At 67.8% G+C, this 14,804-nt stretch carries 10 protein-coding genes and 1 pseudogene; 3 read left to right on the forward strand and 8 right to left on the reverse strand.

Going from position 1 to position 14,804, the window contains the following annotated elements; translation table 11 throughout:
- Positions 1 to 7 precede the first annotated feature (7 nt).
- The gene (locus tag BST15_RS04400) at positions 8 to 244 is read left to right on the forward strand and encodes a dodecin family protein (RefSeq protein ID WP_024443139.1); all 237 of its coding nucleotides are present in this window, start codon (positions 8 to 10) and stop codon (positions 242 to 244) included.
- An 8-nt stretch (positions 245 to 252) separates the two neighbouring features.
- Positions 253 to 1,014, forward strand: a complete 762-nt coding sequence (locus BST15_RS04405; RefSeq protein ID WP_207572044.1) for a class I SAM-dependent methyltransferase — start codon at positions 253 to 255, stop codon at positions 1,012 to 1,014.
- Position 1,015: 1 nt separating this feature from the next.
- On the opposite strand, the gene BST15_RS04410 is transcribed toward BST15_RS04405, so the two are convergent.
- Together BST15_RS04410 and lspA are read right to left on the reverse strand one after the other, a co-directional pair.
- Positions 1,016 to 1,936 carry an RluA family pseudouridine synthase gene (locus tag BST15_RS04410; protein WP_046188216.1) on the reverse strand — a complete coding sequence of 307 codons (921 nt, stop codon included), beginning with the start codon at positions 1,934 to 1,936 and terminating at the stop codon, positions 1,016 to 1,018.
- A 13-nt stretch (positions 1,937 to 1,949) separates the two neighbouring features.
- Complete coding sequence (gene lspA, locus BST15_RS04415) at positions 1,950 to 2,534, reverse strand: signal peptidase II (RefSeq protein WP_046188215.1); 585 nt, start codon at positions 2,532 to 2,534, stop codon at positions 1,950 to 1,952.
- Positions 2,535 to 2,575: 41 nt separating this feature from the next.
- On the opposite strand from lspA, the gene BST15_RS04420 reads away from it, so the two are divergent.
- A complete protein-coding gene (locus BST15_RS04420) occupies positions 2,576 to 3,514 on the forward strand; it encodes an asparaginase (RefSeq protein WP_046188214.1) in 939 nt (312 codons plus the stop codon).
- Here BST15_RS04420 and BST15_RS04425 read toward each other — a convergent pair.
- The 6 genes and pseudogenes from BST15_RS04425 to BST15_RS04450 all read right to left on the reverse strand — a co-directional run bounded on the left by BST15_RS04425 (position 3,495) and on the right by BST15_RS04450 (position 14,773).
- A complete protein-coding gene (locus tag BST15_RS04425; protein WP_046188213.1) occupies positions 3,495 to 4,877 on the reverse strand; it encodes a DNA polymerase IV in 1,383 nt (460 codons plus the stop codon). The two genes, BST15_RS04420 and BST15_RS04425, sit on opposite strands and share 20 nt — an antisense overlap.
- A gap of 82 nt (positions 4,878 to 4,959) precedes the next feature.
- A complete protein-coding gene (locus tag BST15_RS04430) occupies positions 4,960 to 5,304 on the reverse strand; it encodes a DUF732 domain-containing protein (RefSeq protein ID WP_046188212.1) in 345 nt (114 codons plus the stop codon).
- A 46-nt stretch (positions 5,305 to 5,350) separates the two neighbouring features.
- The gene (locus BST15_RS04435) at positions 5,351 to 6,700 is read right to left on the reverse strand and encodes a PPE family protein (RefSeq protein ID WP_083070826.1); all 1,350 of its coding nucleotides are present in this window, start codon (positions 6,698 to 6,700) and stop codon (positions 5,351 to 5,353) included.
- A gap of 18 nt (positions 6,701 to 6,718) precedes the next feature.
- Positions 6,719 to 7,986: pseudogene (locus tag BST15_RS04440) on the reverse strand (PPE family protein).
- A 374-nt stretch (positions 7,987 to 8,360) separates the two neighbouring features.
- A complete protein-coding gene (gene ileS, locus BST15_RS04445; protein WP_046188379.1) occupies positions 8,361 to 11,513 on the reverse strand; it encodes an isoleucine--tRNA ligase in 3,153 nt (1,050 codons plus the stop codon).
- A 266-nt stretch (positions 11,514 to 11,779) separates the two neighbouring features.
- A complete protein-coding gene (locus tag BST15_RS04450) occupies positions 11,780 to 14,773 on the reverse strand; it encodes an MMPL/RND family transporter (RefSeq protein WP_083070827.1) in 2,994 nt (997 codons plus the stop codon).
- Between the last annotated feature and the right edge of the window lie 31 nt (positions 14,774 to 14,804).

A 14,804-nucleotide genomic window follows, 5' to 3' on the forward strand; every position in this document is an offset into this window, starting at 1 on the left:
GTCATACATGAGCGTGTACCGGGTGATCGATATCATCGGGACCAGCCCCTCGTCCTGGGAGAACGCCGCGGCCGAAGCGGTGCACCGGGCCAAGCAGACCATCGACGACATCCGCGTCGCCCAGGTCGTCGAACAGGACCTCACCCTCGACGACAAGGGCGGGATCATCTACCGCACCAAGCTGCGCATCTCGTTCAAGATCCGGCCGCCGAAGTCGTCCAAGCCCGCCGACGAATCGAGCTGACCGCCTCGATGCCCGGAAGCTTCGAGGAGCTGGTGGCCGAAGCCGCCGCTGCACCCGTCGACGGTTGGGATTTCTCCTGGCTTGACGGCCGCGCCACCGAGCAGCGCCCCTCCTGGGGCTATCAAAGGCTCATGAGTCGGCGTCTCGCCACGGCCACGGCTGGTCTGGACCTACAGACCGGCGGCGGCGAAGTTCTGGCCGGGGCCGAGGCGTTCCCGCCCACCATGGCCGCAACGGAGTCGTGGCCGCCCAACGCCGCGCGGGCCACCCGGCTGCTGCATCCGCGGGGCGTCGTGGTGATAGCCACCCCGGATAACCCGCCGCTGCCGTTCGCCGATGAGGCGTTCGACCTGGTCACCAGTCGACACCCCATCGTGGTGTGGTGGTCGGAGATCGCCCGGGTGCTCAAGCCCGGTGGCAGCTACCTGGCCCAGCACATCGGGCCAGGCACCGTCGGTGAGCTGGCCGACTACTTCGACGCTCCGCCCGCGGCCCGGCACGCGGCGTCGGATGTGGCCGGCCAGGTGGCCGCGGCGCAGGCGGCGGGCCTGCAGCCGGTGGACGCCCGCATGGAGCGGCTGCGCGTCGAGTTCTTGGACGTCGGGTCGGTGATCTACTTCCTGCGCAAGGTGATCTGGATCGTGCCGGGCTTTACGACCGAGGGCTATCTCGATCAACTGCGCGCGTTACATGAGCGCATTCAGGCCGACGGACCGTTCGTTGCGCACGCCACTCGGGTGCTGATCGACGCCATAAAGCCGGAGGTCTGACTCAGCCCCGCAAGACGTCCAAGGCGTGTTGCAGATCGGCGGGGTATTCGCTGGTGATCTCGATGCGCCGCCCGTCACCCGGATGCGCGAACGCCAGGGCGCGGGCGTGCAGCCACTGACGTTCCAGCCCGAGCTTGCGTGCCAGCGTCGGGTCGGCACCGTAGGTGAGGTCGCCACAGCACGGGTGCCGCAGCGCCGAGAAGTGCACCCGGATCTGGTGGGTGCGGCCGGTCTCCAGGTGCACATCGAGCAAGCTGGCGGCCACGAACGCCTCGACCGTGTCGTAGTGGGTGATGCTGTGCCGTCCATCGGCGGTGACGGCGAATTTCCAGTCCGGCCCGTGATGGCGCCCGATCGGTGCGTCGATGGTGCCGCTGGATGGATCCGGATGGCCCTGCACCAGAGCGTGGTAGCGCTTCTCCACAGTGCGCGCCTTGAACGCCCGTTTGAGGGCGGTGTAGGCGCGCTCGGAGATCGCCACCACCATCACCCCGGAGGTCCCGACATCGAGCCGGTGCACGATGCCCTGGCGCTCGGGGACGCCCGACGTGGTGATCCGGTAGCCGGCCGCCGCCAAGCCCCCCAGCACGGTCGGCCCGCTCCAGCCCACGGAGGCGTGCGCGGCCACCCCGGCGGGCTTGTCGACGGCGACGATGTCGGCATCGGAGTACAGGATCGTCATGCCCTCGACCTCGGCCGGGGTGTTCTGCGGTGGCGCCGGCGGTTCGGGCAGTCGCACCTGAAGCCACGCCCCGGCCACGAGCCGATCGGATTTGCCGGCGGCCACACCGTCCAATTCGACGTCGCCGTTCTCGGCCAAGGTCGCGACCACGGTCCGCGACAGGCCCAACAGGCGGGCCAGACCGGCATCGACGCGCAGGCCGGCCAGCCCCTCGGGGACGGGCATGGATCGTTCGGTCACAGCCGCCTCAGGGTTATTCGTCATTGTCGGGGTCGTTGCCGGCGCGCCGACCCACCACATCGAAGTCGAAGCCGAACACCGACAGCGTCACCAGCAGGATCGCGCCGCCCACCACGGCGGGGTCGGCGACATTGAACACCGGCCACCAGCCGATCGAGAGAAAGTCCACCACGTGGCCCTGAAGGTGACCGGGTGCCCGAAAGAACCGATCGACCAGGTTGCCCAGCGCACCACCGAGGATCATGCCCAGCCCGAGTGCCCACCAGGGCGATACCAGGCGGCGCGACATCCAGATGATGCCGAGCACCACCGAGCTGGCGATCAGCGTCAACACCCAGGTGTAGCTGGTGGCCATCGAGAAGGCAGCACCGGAGTTGCGCACCAGGGTCCAGGTGACGGTGTCGCCGATGATGGGCACCGGTTGCCCGGGGGTCAGCATCTTCACCGCGAGCACCTTGGTGACGACGTCGGCGATGAGCACCACGGCTGCCACGGACAGCAGCAGTCGCAGCCGCCGGGGAGCTGGCGCCGGCTCGGGCTCAGAGGCCGGGACCGGGTCCACCGCCGTCTCGGTCGAGTCGGTTGTCTCGTCAGTCACGCTCCCATCATCCCCCAACCCACGTGGGGCATGATCGCGGCATGCAGTCCACGCGCGTCACCGTCATCACCACCGGCGGCACCATCTCCTGCAGTACCCAGGGCGACGGCACGTTGCGCCCCGCCCGCAGCGGCTCGGAACTGCTGGACGACAGCGGCGCCGCCGACGTCACCGTGGTGGATCTGATGGCCCGCGACAGCTCGGAGCTCGGCCCCACCGAGTGGGCGCGGCTCCTGCACGCGGTCACCACCGCCGTGGACGGCGGTGCGGACGGTGTGGTGGTCACCCACGGCACCGACACCTGCGAAGAGGGCGCGCTCTGGCTGGAACTGGGCTACACCGGAGAAGCGCCGGTCGTGGTGACCGGGGCCCAGCGCAGTGCGGATGCTCCCGACGCCGACGGCCCGGGCAATCTACGGGACGCGCTGCTGGTGGCTGCCGATCCTGCGGCCCGCGGGCTGGGTGTGCTGGTGTGTCTCGCAGGCCGGGTTCTGGCACCGCTGGGTATGCAGAAGGCCACGCTCACCGGATTGACCGGCTTCACCGGCCCGCTGGTGGGCACCGTCGCCGACGGCCGGGTGGCGCTGAGCGCCGATAAAGTCCGGCCCCACCTCGGTGCGCCGAGCAATGTGCCGCGGGTGGACATCGTCGCGCTGTACGGAGGCGCCGACGCCGTGGCCCTGGATGCCTGCGCCGCCGCGGGTGCCCGGGGGGTGATCCTCGCCGGCCTCGGGTCGGCCAACGCCCCGACGGCGGTGACCGATGCGGTGCGCCGGCACTGCGGGGACGGACTGGCCGTCGTGGTCTCCAGCCGGGTGCCCGAGGGGCTGATCGGCGCCGATTACGGTCCGGGGCGGGCGCTGGTGGAGGCCGGGGCGGTGCTGGTGCCCCGGCTGCGGCCACCGCAGGCGCGGATCCTGCTGATGGCAGCGCTCGCGGCCGGTGAGTCCATCGGTGAGGTCATGGACCGGTGGGGCTGATCTGTGCCTCGTCGTGGGCTCGCGCCTCCAGCGCGTAGTCGGGCCAGTCGAGGCTGTCCAGGGCGTCGGCCCGGCTGAGCGCGGGCTCGTCGTCGGAGAAGGTCCGCACCGGTCCGGGACCCGAACTGCGGGTTTCGAAGCGCACCGTCACCACGCCGTGGCCGGCCCCCTGCACCCAGCCGTGCCCGAGATCGCGATGGCTGACGTCATCACCGACTCGCCAGTGCGCCGCCGCCGGCAGCGAAAGCGGCTCCCGTGCAGTGGTTTCCGGAACATCCGACGCCGTATCGGGCAACTCCAGATCGGGGAAGAGCGACTCCTGCCGAACCTCGGTCAACCCCGAGAATCCGATCCCGAGCAGCCTGATCGGGCCGATCTCCCGCGGATCGAGCAATAGCCGTCCGGCCGCCGAGGTGAGCGCCGCCGCGTCGGTGGTCGCATAGGGCAGAGTCGCCGAGCGAGTCAGCACACTCATGTCGGCGCGCTTGAGTTTCACCGTCACGGTCCGGGCGCCTCGCCCATCGCGCAGCAGCCTGCGATAGGCGTGCTCGCCGATCGGTCCGATCTCGGCCCGCAACTGTTCCAAAGTCGTCAGGTCGGCGGCAAAGGTGGATTCGGCGCTGATCTGCTTGGCCTCCGCGCGTTCGGCGACCCGGCGGTCGTCGATCCCCCGAGCCAGTCGGTGCAGCGCAGGGCCGATCGTGGCACCCAGAATGTCGGCGGCCTCGGTGTCGGTCAATGCGGCGAGCTGCCCGATGGTGTCGATACCCAATCGGTGCAGCTTCTCCTCGGCGACGGGGCCGATCCCCCACAACCGGCGGACCGGGAGCCCGTCCAGCAGCAGCCGCTCCTCGGCCCGGCTGACCACCCGCACGCCATTCGGCTTGGCCAGATCCGAGGCGATCTTGGCTATCTGCTTGCCCGAGCCGGCCCCGACCGACGCCACCAAACCGGTCTCCTCAAGCACCCGCCGACGCAGGTGCTCGCAGAACCGGAGGACATCGGCGTCGCCGGCTCCCGCCAGTTCGGCGGGCTCGCCGAAGGCCTCGTCGAAGGACAGCTGCTCCACGACCGGGATCTGGGCGCGCACCGTCTCGAAAACCCGTCGGCTCGCCAGCCCGTAGACGGAACCACGCGGCGGCAACACCACCGCCGGGGCACCCACCAGCCGTCGCGCCTGGTGCATCGGCATCGCGGAGCGGGCCCCAAAGGCCCGTGCCTCGTAGCTGGCCCCGGCCACCACACCGCGGCCCCCGAGCCCGCCGACCAGAACCGGGCGCCCCCGCAGGGTCGGTCGGGTCAGTTGCTCGACAGACGCGAAGAACGCGTCCATATCCAGGTGCAGGACCCATCGCGCGTCCACGGCTCCAGCCTATGGGGCGCCGCGCGATCCGGCCGCATCCGACCGTTGATGGCCTGACGGGCCAAGTAGCCCCGACCTGGGTTCACTTCGACCCGCCGCCACCTTTGTTGAGCTGCTGCGGGCAGTAGGTCTTCGCCGCCATGGCGGCGAACCGTGCCGCATCGGGAACGCTGAGCGCCGGGTTGGCATCGGTGATATCGGTCAGCAGTTCTAGGCCTGCTTCACCATTGGCCGCAAGACCGCAGAGAACTTGGGCGGCCTCCACGGCTTGATTCGGGTCGGCAAAGGAGATCCCCACCTGATGCAGCTCTGAGACGAACTCCGCATTGTCGACCTCATTCGGCTCAAGCGTGCCGGGGTAGGCGTGCCCGGGCACGGCGAGTGCGATCGCCGCGGCGATGACGGCCGGAACGACCGAAAGCTTCATTGGAGTCTCCTGGGGTGAGTACGCATGCGTCGGATCGGCAGCGGTGTCAGCCGAGTGCGGAGTTCGAGCCAGCGAGCTCACTGACCTCGTCTTCGAGGACGTGCACTGCGTGAATGCCGGGCTTCAAGGACAACTTGGCGACCAGTTCGTCGAGACCGGCCTGGTCGACGTTCCAGTGCTGGACCACGTCCGGTGTCTGCTGCAGCTGGGCGATCACCTGGTCCAGTGGTACCGGCGCCTCGCGGTCGGCGATGTTGGTCGACACCACCCGGGCTACCGGGGCAATGGTCCGGGTGCGGGCCGCCGGAGCGCCCAGCGCGCCTCCGGCCGCGCTGCCCAGGGCTGCCGGGGCGAGCATGCCCGGCACCGACCCGGCACCGGGTGCGGCGGCCAGGGCGGCCTCGGGCAACGATGTGGATGCCAGTTGAATCGCCGAGGTGGCGCTGGCCCAGTTCGGCGGCACCGACAGCGCACCCACCCGCATCGCGCTGGCCGTGCTGGCACCCGCAGCCGCGTGCAGGCCGGAGCCCGCGGCCAATCCAGTGCTGGCCAGTCCGCCACTGAGTCCGGCCTTCGGAACCGCTGGAAGCACCGCCTTGTAGCCGCTGCGGAATTGGGTTATGCCCATGTTGGTGCTGCCGTTGGTCACATTGACCCAGGCAGTTTGGCTGACCGTACTGCTGACCGCACTGAGGTGGATCTCCCAGAAATCTGAGGTCTCGTCGGTACCGGTGATGAAGTCGAGGAAGCTCCGCCATGCGTTGTTATAGCCGTTTGCCAGCCCATTGATCTCTTTGAGGATGGCTTGCAAGACGTCGTGCGGCGTCGTAGCAGCAGCTGCCGACGGGGCATTACTGCCATCACCTTGGGTGGTCTGCGGCGGCTCGGCGAACGCACTGAGGTTCGCGGCCGCTGCCGACGCTCCCGCGTATCCGAGCATGGCCGCGACATCCTGTGACCACATCCGACCGTATTCGGCTTCAACCGCGGCAATCTCGGTGCTGTTCTGCCCAAGGAGGTTACTGGCCACCAGCGAAGCCAACAGACTGCGATTGGCCGCGATAGCTGGCGGCGGCACGACCCCGGCAAACGCGGATTCATAGGCGCTGGCTGCAGCTCTCGCTGCGGCCGAGGTCTCCTCGGCCTGTGCTGCCGTGGCAGACATCCACGTCACATAGGGAGCGGCCGCCGCCGCCATGGCAGCTGCGGAGGGGCCCTGCCAACCACCGCTCAAACCCGCCAGGGCCGCGGTGTACGACGAGGCCGCCGCGTGCAGTTCCGTGGCCAATCCCGACCACGCCGCTGCAGCGGCAAACAACGGGTCCGCACCTGGACCGGTATACATCTGCCCCGAGATGACCTCGGGGGGCTGCGCCGCAAAACTCTGAAAGACCATGACCGCGTCCTGCTTTCGTTATTTGGCGATCGGAGGGATGACGATAACGGTGGCGGTGGTGGCGATGTCCGGAGCCGTCTGGGTGTTGGTGACGTGGCTGACCGCACTGATCGCACGGGTGGCGCCGGCACCGGCCGCCTGACGTACCGGGGTACCCATGGCACGCCCCGCCAGGCTGGCGAGTGCCATCTCGCCAGCCATCAGGCTCTCGCCGTTGGCCGCCAGCGCCGGAGCCGCCTCCAACACGCTCGCCTGCAGTGCCAGCGTCGCCGTCTTGACCGTCGGAACAGCGGTGGCCCAGCTCGCCGGTACCGACATCGACCCGATCAGGCCCGCGCGGCCGACCGCCCCCGATACCGCGGACGGGATGCTGTGCGAACCGGTCAGCATCGAGCTGGACATCAGCGGTGCCAGGGCGCCCACGATCGGCTTGGGGCTGAGCGTGGTGCCCAGATTCCCGAGCGCGTTGTACACGGCCGGGATGCTGATCGCCATCTGGTAGGCACCGCGCGCCGCGTTGAGGGATCCGACACCGTATGGCCCGTTGACGGTGCCGATAACCGTTGAGAAGGTCTTCACGATGTCCTCGTAGTCATGGAGGATCTCGGCAGCCCATGCGGGCAGTGCAAGGGGATTGGTAGACAGGCCCTGCAGTGTGGTGGGAATTTCGGCGAGCAGGTCCGACAGCGTCGACTGCGCACTGGAGGCCGCTGCGGACTGCGCCGCGCTGGTGGCCGCCGACTGACCGGCCTGTCCACCGGCGTTGGTGGTCTCCGGCGGGGTGCCGAACGGGTTCAATTGAGCCGCGACGGCCGAAGAACCGGAGTAGGCGTACATCGCGGCCGCGTCCTGCGCCCACATCTGGCCGTACTGCGCCTCAGTTGCGGCGATGGCCGGCGCGTTCTGCCCCAAGAAGTTGGTCGCCACCAGCGTGGCCAGCAGGGCGCGGTTGGCGGCGATCACCGGCGGAGGCACCGTAGCGGCGAAGGCCGCCTCGTAGGCACCGGCTGCGGCCGCGGCTTTCAGCGCGGTTTCTTCGGCGACCACCGCGGTGGCCTTCAACCACGCTGCATACGGAGCCGCGGCCGCCGTCATCGAGGCCGCTGAGGGACCCTTCCACGCCGAGCCGGCCAGGTCGGTGATCACCGAGGCGAACGACGTCGCCGTGTAGTCCAGCTCGGTCGCCATCGCCGACCAGCTCGCCGCGCGGCCAGCAACGGCGCCGACCCGGGTCCGGCATACATTCTCGCGGAGTTGACTTCCGGCGGGAGCGCCCCGAAATCCATGAATCCCCTGCCCCTCTAAGCCGAGTAACGAACCGACCCACCCGATGTGTTGCCCCGCTGTGGGGGCAATTCGGGTGGGCCAGAACCAACCGCGAACAACCGTTCGTATGGCGTGGAGATTAATCGCGAACGAACGGTCGCCGAAAAGAGGTCAGTGCCCCGTCGGGGCCGCAATACGGGCGGATCGGGCGCCGCGAGAGGCTGGGCGGCGGCGAGCCCGGGGAGGCATTTTTCCACTTCCGATCTGCACAAATGTCACTGTTCAGACAGTTATGCGGCACTTGCCAGGCGCCGCGGACTGGTCCCCGACGGACTTAAGAATCTCGGCGCGAGAAAGTCGGCCCTGGCTAGACGCGGTTTCCGACGCCGACCTTTCACGCCTTAGCGATGGACACGCGCACTCCGTCGCCGATTTCGGTGGCATCGACCGGCTCGCCGAATTCGAAGTGGGTGGCCAGGATTTCTCCGGCGATCAACTCGGCGTGCGTCTGCGCCCACCCCCGCCGTTGTTCCGGTACCGAGATCACCACGGTGATCCGGTCGGAGACTTCCAGTCCGCTGCTTTTCCGTAGCTCCTGCAGTTCGCGGATCCGGTCCTTGGCCCAGCCCTCGGCCTCCAACTCAGGCGTGACGGCACTGTCGAGCACCACCAGGCCTGCGCCGTCGGGCAGCGCAACGGTGTACTCCGGATCTGCGGCCACCAGTTTGGAGGTGTATTCGCTGGCCAGCAGCACCACCGGTCCGGCGCTCAGGGAGCCGTCCGGGTTGACGATGCCCTCCCCGGACTTGACCGCCTTGATCGCGGCCTGCACATCCTTGCCCAGTCTGGGTCCGGCCACCTTCGCGTTGACGGCCAGATCGAACCGGCCGTAACGGGCGATGTCGTCGGTGAGTTCGACGGCCTTGACGTTGAGCTCGTCGGCGATCAGGTCGGTGAAGGGCGCCAGCCGCTGCGGGTCCTCGACGGCGACGGTGAGCTTCGGCAGCGGCAGCCGAACCCTGAGCTGGTGCGCCTTGCGCACCGACGACGCCGCGGAACAGACCTCGCGGACCTGGTCCATCGCCGACACCAGTGCGGCATCGGCGGGCAGGGCGTCGGCCTGCGGCCAGTCGGTCAGGTGCACCGAGCGTTCCCCGGTCACTCCGCGCCAGATCACCTCGGTGGTCAGCGGCAGCAGCGGCGCGGCCAGCCGCGCCGTGATCTCCAGCACCGTGTGCAGGGTGTCGATCGCGTCGGGGTCCTCGTCCCAGAAGCGCTGACGAGAACGTCTGACGTACCAGTTGGTCAGCGCCTCGGTGAACTGTCGCAGTTGCTCACAGGCCCCGGAGATGTCACACACGTCCAAGGCGTGCGTCAGGTCGTCACGCAGCGTTGCCAGCTTGGCCAGGATGTAGCGGTCGAGCACGTTCGTCGAATCGGTGCGCCAGACACCGGGCTTGGGGGCATACAGGGTCAGGAAGGTGTAGGCGTTGGTCAGCGGCAGCATCACCTGCCGCACGCCCTCACGGATGCCCGCCTCGGTGACGATCAGGTTGCCCCCGCGCAGGATCGGCGAGGCCATCAGGAACCACCGCATGGCGTCGGAACCGTCGCGGTCGAATACCTCGTTCACATCCGGGTAGTTGCGCAGCGACTTGCTCATCTTCTGCCCGTCGCTGCCGAGCACGATGCCATGCGCCACACAGGTTTTGAATGCCGGTCGGTCGAACAGTGCGGTCGCCAGCACATGCATCATGTAGAACCAGCCGCGGGTCTGGCCGATGTATTCGACGATGAAGTCGCCCGGATAATGGGCTTCGAGCCCGCCTCCGCCGTCAAACCATTGCTGGTTCTCAAACGGATAGTGCACCTGGGCATACGGCATCGAACCCGAGTCGAACCAGACGTCGAGCACATCGGGGATGCGCCGCATGGTCGAACGGCCCGTCGGGTCGTCGGGATTGGGCCGGGTCAGCTCATCGATATAGGGGCGATGCAGGTTGTCCGGGCGCACCCCGAAGTCACGCTCCAGGTCATCCAGGCTGCCGTAGACATCGATCCGCGGATAGGCCGGGTCGTCGGACTTCCACACCGGGATCGGGGTGCCCCAGTAACGGTTCCGGGAGATCGACCAGTCCCGCGCACCGCGCAGCCAGTTGCCGAAGATCCCGTCCTTGATGTGCTCGGGGTACCAGGTGATCTCCTCGTTGAGCTCGACCATCCGGTCCCGGAACTGCGTGACCCGGACAAACCACGACGACACCGCCTTGTAGATCAGCGGGTTGCGGCAGCGCCAGCAATGCGGGTACGGGTGCTCGTAGGTCTCGTGACGCACCAGCACCGCGCCGTTGGCCGCGGCCGGCCCGGTGCCGTTCTTCAGGTCGGCGATGATCGCCTTGTTCGCGTCGAACACATGCTGGCCGACATAGTCGGGCACCGTCGCATCGAAGCGGCCCTTGGCGTCCACCGGGGTGACCGGGGTGATACCCGCCGGGTCCGTGGTGTTCTTGTCGTCCTCACCGTAGGCCGGCGCCAGGTGCACGATGCCGGTGCCGTCCTCGGTGGACACGAAATCCGCGGCGAGCACCCGAAAGGCGTTCTCCGAGTCCATGAAATACGGGAACGGCGGCGCATACCGCAGACCGAGCAGCTCCGATCCTCGGTAGCTGCCCAGCAGCTGCGGCTCCTGCTCCTGCCCCAGGCCGAGCTCGCGGGCGTAGGCACCCAACCGCGCCTCGGCCAGCAGGTAGCGCCGCTCCCCCGCGGCCACCACCACATAGGTGACATCCGGGTTGACCGCGACCGCCTGGTTGGACGGCAGTGTCCACGGTGTCGTGGTCCACACCAGCAGGTGGGCGCCGTCGAGCTCAGGGGGCTGCGCGCCGACCACCCGGAACCCGACGGTGAGCGCCGGGTCCTGGCGGCTCTTGTAGACGTCGTCGTCCATCCGCAGCTCGTGATTGGACAACGGGGTCTCGTCGCGCCAGCAGTACGGCAGAACTCGGTAGCCCTCGTATGCCAGGCCCTTGTCCCACAGCTGCTTGAACGCCCACAGCACCGACTCCATGAACGGCAGGTCCAAGGTCTTGTAGTCGTTGTCGAAGTCAACCCAGCGGGCCTGCCGGGTCACATAGGCCTGCCATTCAGACGTGTAGCGCAGCACCGATTCCCGACACGCCTGATTGAAAGCCGCGATACCCATCGCGTCGATCTGCGACTTGTCGGTGATGCCGAGCTGACGCTCGACCTCGAGCTCGGCGGGCAGACCGTGGGTGTCCCAGCCGAAGCGGCGATCCACCTTGTAACCGCGCATGGTGCGGTAGCGCGGGACGATGTCTTTGACGTATCCGGTGAGCAGATGCCCGTAGTGCGGCAGTCCGTTGGCGAACGGTGGACCGTCGTAGAACACGTACTCCGGCGCACCGTCGCGACGGTCAACGCTGGCCCGGAAGGTGTCGTCGGCCGCCCAGTAATCCAGAACAGCGGCCTCGGCCGCCGGGAAGTCGGGGGCGCCGGCGGTCGGCTTCGGATAGCTGCGTTCGCTCACTTCAGTGTCGTCTCCCAAGGGCCCGGCCCGGGGACGACGCTGCGCGGTTGCGCAAGCGCCGCGGTACCACCCCGCTTGCCGCACACCCATGCCGAGGCGCGACCGCTCGATGTGAGGCTGTGACGGGCCGTCCCGTTCGGTTCTACTGGGCCAGCGCGTGGCCGTTCTTCCGAAGGCTCCCCGGTGATTGCCGGTTCAGTGCCGTTGCAGGTCAGTCTAAGGCCCCGCATCAGCGCGGTGTGCACAGGGCTGAGGCTCAGGACCGCTCAGCGGTCGGTATCTTCCTCCGGTGGCTGAATCGCCGCCAGCACTTCGGTGGGACGGTCGTCGGTGCGCTTGCCGGGCCGTCCGGACAACTCCGGGAACGCCGTGGCAACCATGTCTTCGAAGGTCTGGTCGCTTTTCTCGGTTGCGGTCTCTGCGGCGGCAGGCGGTCCCGTCGGCCGTGCCCGCGCAGGGTGCTCGCGCACGTTCAGCGGCCACCAGAACCACCGCCCCAACAGGGCCGCCATCGACGGCATCATGAAGGAGCGCACCACCAGGGTGTCGAACAACAGACCGAGCCCGATCGTTGTGCCCACCTGACCTACCACCCGCAGATCGCTGACGAGCATGGACGCCATGGTGAAGGCGAAGACCAGCCCGGCGGCGGTCACCACTTTTCCGGTGCCGCCCATGGTGCGGATGATGCCGGTCTTGAGCCCGGCACCCATCTCCTCCTTGAACCGGGCGACCAGGAGCAGGTTGTAGTCACAGCCCACCGCCAACAGGATGATCACCGACATCACCATCACCAGCCAGTGCAGGTGGATGCCGAAGATGTACTGCCACAGCAGGACCGACAGACCAAACGATGCGCCCAGCGATGCCAGCACCGTACCGACGATCACCACCGAAGCGATGAAGCTGCGGGTGATCAGCAGCATGATGATGAAAATGATTGCCAGGGATGTGATTCCGGCGATCAGAAGGTCATAGTCTGCGCTGCCCTGCAAGTCGTTGAAGAGCGCTGCGGTGCCGGCGACGTAGACCTTGGCGCTCGACAGCGGCGTACCTTTCAGGGATTCGGTGGCGGCCTTCTTGATCAGATTGACCCGTGCCATGCCTTCGGGAGTCGCCGGGTAGCCGTCGTGGGTGATGAAGAATCGGGCCGCGTGTCCGTCCGGTGACAGGAAAAGCTGCACCACCCGTTTGAAGTCGGGATTGTCGAACGCTTCCCGGGGCAGGTAGAACGAGTCGTCGCTCTTGGCCGCGTCGAAGTCCTGACCCATGGCTGCCGAGCCGCCACCCACCTCCTCGATCTGCGTCATGATCCCCGACATGGTGCTGTGCAGCGTCAGCATCATGGTCTGCAGGCTGCGCATCGCGGCGATCTGCGCGGGCATCATCTCCAGCAGCTGGGGCGTCACCGCGTCGATATTGCTCATGTCGGGCGCCAGCTCGTCGAGTTTCTCGGTGAGCAGGGTGGTGCCGTCCATCGACGCATACGCCGCCCGCAGTGACAGACACGTGGTGTCGCCGCGGCAGTCCTTCCCCTCGACGGATTCACGCAGCGACTTGGAATTTGCGTTCAAATCGGCCATGTTGCCGCGCACCTGCGCGGCCAGGTCCCTCGCCTCGTCCGAGACGCCTGCAGCATGATGCGTGTTGGCGGCCATCTGCTGCATCAGCCCGTACATGCGCTGCAGCGAGGCGATGGTCTCCTCAAGGTCGTCGGCCTGGCGGCGCATATCGGCCACCCGGTTCTTGACGAAGTCCAGATTCTGCATCTGCCCGGCGTTTTGCATGCTCAGCAGGAAAGGGATCGAGGTGTGCCCCAGCGGGGTGCCCTCGGGGCGGGTCACACCCTGGACCATGGCGACGCCCTCGACGGCGAAGACGGCCTTTGCCAGCTTGTTCAGTATCAGGAAGTCCGCGGAGTTGCGCATATCCCGGTCGGACTCGACCAGCAGGACCTCGGGCAACAGCCGTGCTTCCGGGAAGTGCCGCGACGCGGCCGCCCAGCCGAGGTTGGCCGGGGTGTCCTGCGGAATGAACGAGGGATCCTTGTAGCTGACCTTGTATCCGGGCAGCGCGAGCAGGCCCACGAGCGCCACCGCGCAGGCGGCGACGAATATCGGTCCCGGCCAGCGCACGATCGCGGTGCCCACCTTGCGCCACCCGCGGTCGGACATCTTGCGGCGGGGTTCGAGCAGGCCACGCCGCGTGGCCACGGCCAGGACCGCGGGCACCAGCGTGAGCGAGATGGCCACCGCGACCAACATCCCCACCGCGCAGGGCACGCCCATCGTCTGAAACACCGGCAGCCGGGTGAAGCTCAGGCAGAACGTGGCTCCGGCGATGGTCAGGCCCGAGGCCAGCACCACATGGGCGACGCCGCGGTAGGTGGTGAAATACGCCGTCTCCGGGTCTTCACCGGCATGACGGGCCTCGTGATAGCGGCCGATGAAGAAGATGCCGTAGTCGGTCCCGGCGGCAATCGCCAGGGTCACCAGGATGTTGATCGCGAACGTCGACAGTCCGATCAGCCCGTGGTGGCCCAGGAATGCCACGACCCCGCGTGCGGCGGCCAGTTCGACCCCGACCACGGCCAACAACACCGCGACGGTGCTGAACGAGCGGTAGAGCAGCAACAGCATCAGTGAGATCACCGAGACGGTGGCCACCAGGATCTTGAGCACCGCCCGGTCACCGCTGGTGTTCATGTCGGTGACCATCGGCGCCGGGCCGGTGACGTAGGCCCGCACCCCCGGGGGCGCCGGCGTGCGGGCCACGATGTCGCGAACCGCTTCCACCGAATCGTTGGCCAGGGCCTCGCCCTGGTTACCGGCAAGGTTGAGCTGAACCAGTGCAGCCTTGCCGTCGGGACTCTGCGCGCCGCCCGCCGTCAGCGGGTCGCCCCAGAAGTCCTGGATGTGCTGAACGTGTCGGGTATCGGCGTTGAGCTGGGCGATCAGTTCGTTGTAGTAGTGATGAGCGGGGTCGCCAAGTGGCTCGTCACCTTCGATGACGATCATCGCGGCACTGTCGGTATCGGACTCCGCGAAGTCATGTCCAAGCCGCGCCATCGCCTGAATCGACGGCGAATCTTTGGCGCTCAACGACACCGGGTGTTCCTTGGCGACCTGTTCCAACGGCGGCACGGCAACGCTGACCAGCGCGGTAAGAGCGACCCAGCCCACGATGATCGGAATCGCGAAGCGGCGCACGAACTGCGCCGCCGACCACTGGCCGTGGCCCAGTTGATGTCTACTCGTCACTTCTCGAGACCCCCCAGCGGACAAAATGCCC

This window comes from Mycolicibacter arupensis (assembly GCF_002086515.1).
GTDB lineage: Bacteria > Actinomycetota > Actinomycetes > Mycobacteriales > Mycobacteriaceae > Mycobacterium > Mycobacterium arupense.

Coding starts and splice junctions, on each gene's coding strand:
- BST15_RS04400 (WP_024443139.1), top strand. CDS start 8: ATGAGCGTGTACCGGGTGATCGATATCATCGGGACCAGCCCCTCGTCC.
- BST15_RS04430 (WP_046188212.1), bottom strand. CDS start 5,304: ATGAAGCTTTCGGTCGTTCCGGCCGTCATCGCCGCGGCGATCGCACTC.
- BST15_RS04435 (WP_083070826.1), bottom strand. CDS start 6,700: ATGGTCTTTCAGAGTTTTGCGGCGCAGCCCCCCGAGGTCATCTCGGGG.
- BST15_RS04420 (WP_046188214.1), top strand. CDS start 2,576: ATGCAGTCCACGCGCGTCACCGTCATCACCACCGGCGGCACCATCTCC.
- BST15_RS04405 (WP_207572044.1), top strand. CDS start 253: ATGCCCGGAAGCTTCGAGGAGCTGGTGGCCGAAGCCGCCGCTGCACCC.